Raw genomic sequence first — 2,088 nt, 5'->3', positions numbered from 1 at the left:
ATTTACACCACCTTGACGGAATCGAGAAAACAACACTGCCAGAGAGTCTAGCATGGCTAATGAAAATATACCTTTCTCACTTGAAAATGAGTTGAACGAGATGCAGCGCTACGTTACCCAGCAGCGCGGCACCGAACCTCCGTACTCCGGTAAACTGTTGCATAACAAAGACGAAGGCATATACCACTGTCTGGTGTGCAAGGCTCCGCTGTTCCTGTCTGGCAGTAAATATGATTCCGACTGCGGCTGGCCGAGTTTCTACGAACCCTACAGCGATGAGGCTATCCACTATCTGGAAGACGATTCCCACGGTATGCAGCGCGTTGAAATCCGCTGCGGCAGCTGTGATGCCCACTTGGGGCACGTGTTCCCAGACGGCCCGCAGCCAACTGGAGAGCGCTTCTGTGTTAACTCCGCCTCGCTGAGCTTCACAGACGAAGACGGAAACAGCACTCAGGGGTAAGGCGCAATGGAACTGGATGAAATGATTGCCAGCATGACGCCTGAAGTGTATCAGAGTCTGGCGACGGCGGTAGAAACCGGCAAATGTGCTGACGGCGTGGCATTAACCGCAGAGCAGAAAGAGAACAGCCTGCAGCTGGTATTGCTGTGGCAGGTGCGTCACAACGATAACCCGCAGCACATGAGCGTGGTGAAGGGCGGGGAGATCATGACCAAGAGTAAGAAACAGCTGAAAGAATAGTTTGGTATTGGCGATGACGACGTCACGCAAATCACGCTGCAGTAAATTATTCCTATAGGAATAATTTGCACAAAGAATCGTCGGTCCGATCTGCTAACTTCCCGGCGTTTTTTATCCATTTAGAGGATTACCGCTCCGGCATCTGGGCGCAGGTTGACACTACGGCAGCCTGCGGACACCAGCGTGACCTGATAACTGAGTGCCAACGCATCCAGCACGCTGTACTTCACGCAGTAGTCCATTGCCAGCCTCATCACCGACAGTGAGGTGATAGCGTGCTGCTGCAACCACGCGTGTAGATGCGTCTGCTGACGCTGTCCGTTGTCAGAAAACGCGCTGTAGCTGTCAATCTGTAGATTTTCGCCTTTACAGATCTCCGTGCTAATCAGCGAACGGTCCAGTTCAAGGTGCAGCCACCACACTTGGGATAATCCACGCAGTTCACCCACGGTGCCGGGGATATTACCCGCCGTGAAGGCAAAACTACCGTGCCCGGCAGGGTGCCAGTCTAGCGTGGCGATGACTGGCTCACCTTGTGCGCAGAACTCAGCCGCCAGAAGATTAGCCACCGCAATAGTCTGGTCGCCTTCGGCTACCGCTAGCGCGCCGCCCAGACAGAAATCATTCTGTAAGTCGATGAGTAACAGTGCCTGACGTGCACTCATACCACTCTCCACGGGTTAATGCTGAGTTAATTCGCCGCGCAGGTTCTGCGTCATCTGCTGGCGGATCTCTCCACTGCTCAGATCCTAGCTCAGCAGGAAGTGCAGCTTGGTCAGTGTTGCTTCCACGGTCAGAACAGCTCCGCTGATCACACCGGCGTGTGCCAAGGCATTGCCAGTGGCGTATTGAGGCGGCGAATATGGATACCGGCTTCCAGCAGCGGGGCTAGGTTTGGCGAAGCAAAGGCGTTAAACCCATAGGAGTGCGCCTTAGTGGTGCGATTACCACGGTACAGGGTGTTGTTGAAGAACAGCCTGACTTCATTGATCGGTTAGTTTGCTGCGACAAACAGCGAGTTAAGCGGGTTCTCTGCCCGTTAGAGCGCAGCTGCTTCAGTGGGATCCATGACGCCGTCACGATTACTGGCTTAGCCAGATTCTCCAGCATAAAGGAGAGCGTAGAGGCGGTGAATGCAATGGTGTCGGTGCGCCATACGGTCACGAAACTATCGTAGTTGTCATAGTTCTGGGCCCCATTCCCACTCGAAACGCAACAAAGTGACCCACTGGCCAGACCCGGATAAAATCTCCGTTCTGGTCCTACTGGAGAGCCTGTTGCATGCAGGGAAAACATCTGACTCAGAAAGAGCGGTTCTACATTGAAAAGCGGCGTGGTGAAGGTGTCAAACCGGCTACCATCGCCAGAGAGCTTGATCTCCCGCG

Annotated in this window: 3 protein-coding genes and 1 pseudogene; 2 read left to right on the top strand and 2 right to left on the bottom strand. The window is 54.0% G+C overall.

The genetic code is table 11. From position 1 onward, the window contains the following. Positions 1–52 precede the first annotated feature (52 nt). Together msrB and BBW68_RS08155 are read left to right on the top strand one after the other, a co-directional pair. On the top strand, positions 53–463 hold the full coding sequence (gene msrB / locus BBW68_RS08160) for a peptide-methionine (R)-S-oxide reductase MsrB (protein WP_070134833.1): 411 nt from the start codon (positions 53–55) through the stop codon (positions 461–463). Positions 464–469: 6 nt separating this feature from the next. Beyond that, positions 470–703, top strand: coding sequence for a YeaC family protein (locus tag BBW68_RS08155; protein WP_070134831.1), 234 nt, complete (start codon positions 470–472; stop codon positions 701–703). Between the two features lie 119 nt (positions 704–822). Here BBW68_RS08155 and pncA read toward each other — a convergent pair whose 3' ends face one another. Together pncA and BBW68_RS16315 are read right to left on the bottom strand one after the other, a co-directional pair. Further along, a complete protein-coding gene (gene pncA, locus BBW68_RS08150; protein ID WP_070134829.1) occupies positions 823–1,368 on the bottom strand; it encodes a bifunctional nicotinamidase/pyrazinamidase in 546 nt (181 codons plus the stop codon). A 15-nt stretch (positions 1,369–1,383) separates the two neighbouring features. After that, positions 1,384–1,891: pseudogene (locus BBW68_RS16315) on the bottom strand (asparaginase domain-containing protein); the annotation flags it as partial. Positions 1,892–2,088: the final 197 nt, after the last annotated feature.

It is taken from the genome of Candidatus Erwinia dacicola, from assembly GCF_001756855.1.
Taxonomy (GTDB): Bacteria; Pseudomonadota; Gammaproteobacteria; order Enterobacterales; family Enterobacteriaceae; genus Erwinia; species Erwinia dacicola.
The sequence above is the reverse complement of the archived record's forward strand: the minus strand, read 5'-3'. Positions and strand labels throughout refer to the sequence as shown.